Source organism: Alcanivorax sp. HI0044, from assembly GCF_001634945.1.
This window is the reverse complement of record NZ_LWEZ01001818.1, coordinates 1-881: the sequence shown is the minus strand read 5'-3', so window position 1 is coordinate 881 and position 881 is coordinate 1. Positions and strand designations below refer to the sequence as shown.

Genomic DNA, 881 nt, shown 5'->3' with positions numbered 1-881 from the left:
GGCAATGACCACGGACACCTTGATCTCGGAGGTGGAAATCATCTCGATGTTCACCCCTTCAGTGGCCAGGGCTTCGAACATCTTGGACGCCACGCCCGCGTGAGAGCGCATGCCCACACCCACCAGGGAGACCTTGGCGATCTTGTCGTCACCGATGATTTCCGGGTTGCCCAGCTCTTCGGAGGCGTTACGCAGGGCTTCCTGGGCACGGGCGAAATCGTTGCGGTGCACGGTGAAGGTGAAGTCGGCAGCGCCGTCCTTACCCACGTTCTGCACGATCATGTCCACTTCGATGTTCTCTGCGCTTACCGGGCCGAGGATCTTGTAGGCAATACCCGGGGTGTCCGGGGCGCCACGCACGATGATCTTGGCTTCATCACGGGTAAAGGCAATTCCGGAGATTACCGGCTTTTCCATATCAACCTCGTCTTCGACGGTAATAAGTGTCCCAGGGCCATCCTGGAAACTGGACAAAACACGCAGCGGCACATTGTATTTGCCGGCGAATTCCACAGAGCGGATCTGCAGGACCTTGGAGCCCTGGCTGGCCATTTCCAGCATTTCCTCGAAAGTAATGCTGTCCAGACGGCGGGCGTTATCCACTACTCGCGGGTCAGTGGTGTAAACACCATCCACATCCGTATAGATCTGGCACTCGTCCGCTTTCAGCGCAGCAGCCAAAGCCACAGCGGTGGTATCAGAGCCACCACGGCCCAGCGTGGTAATGTTGCCGTCACCATCGACGCCCTGGAAACCGGCCACGACCACCACACTGCCACCATCAAGATCGGCGCGAACTTTCTTGTCGTCGATTTCTTCGATGCGGGCTTTGGAGTAGGTGTTGTCCGTACGCAGGGGAATCTGGCTACCTGTATAGGAGC

1 protein-coding gene is annotated in these 881 nt (G+C 57.9%); it reads right to left on the bottom strand.

Features of this window, described 5'->3' with window-relative positions; all coding sequences use genetic code 11:
• The coding region (locus tag A3730_RS27235; RefSeq protein ID WP_063539346.1) for an aspartate kinase at nt 1–881 on the bottom strand (881 nt) is incomplete at both ends.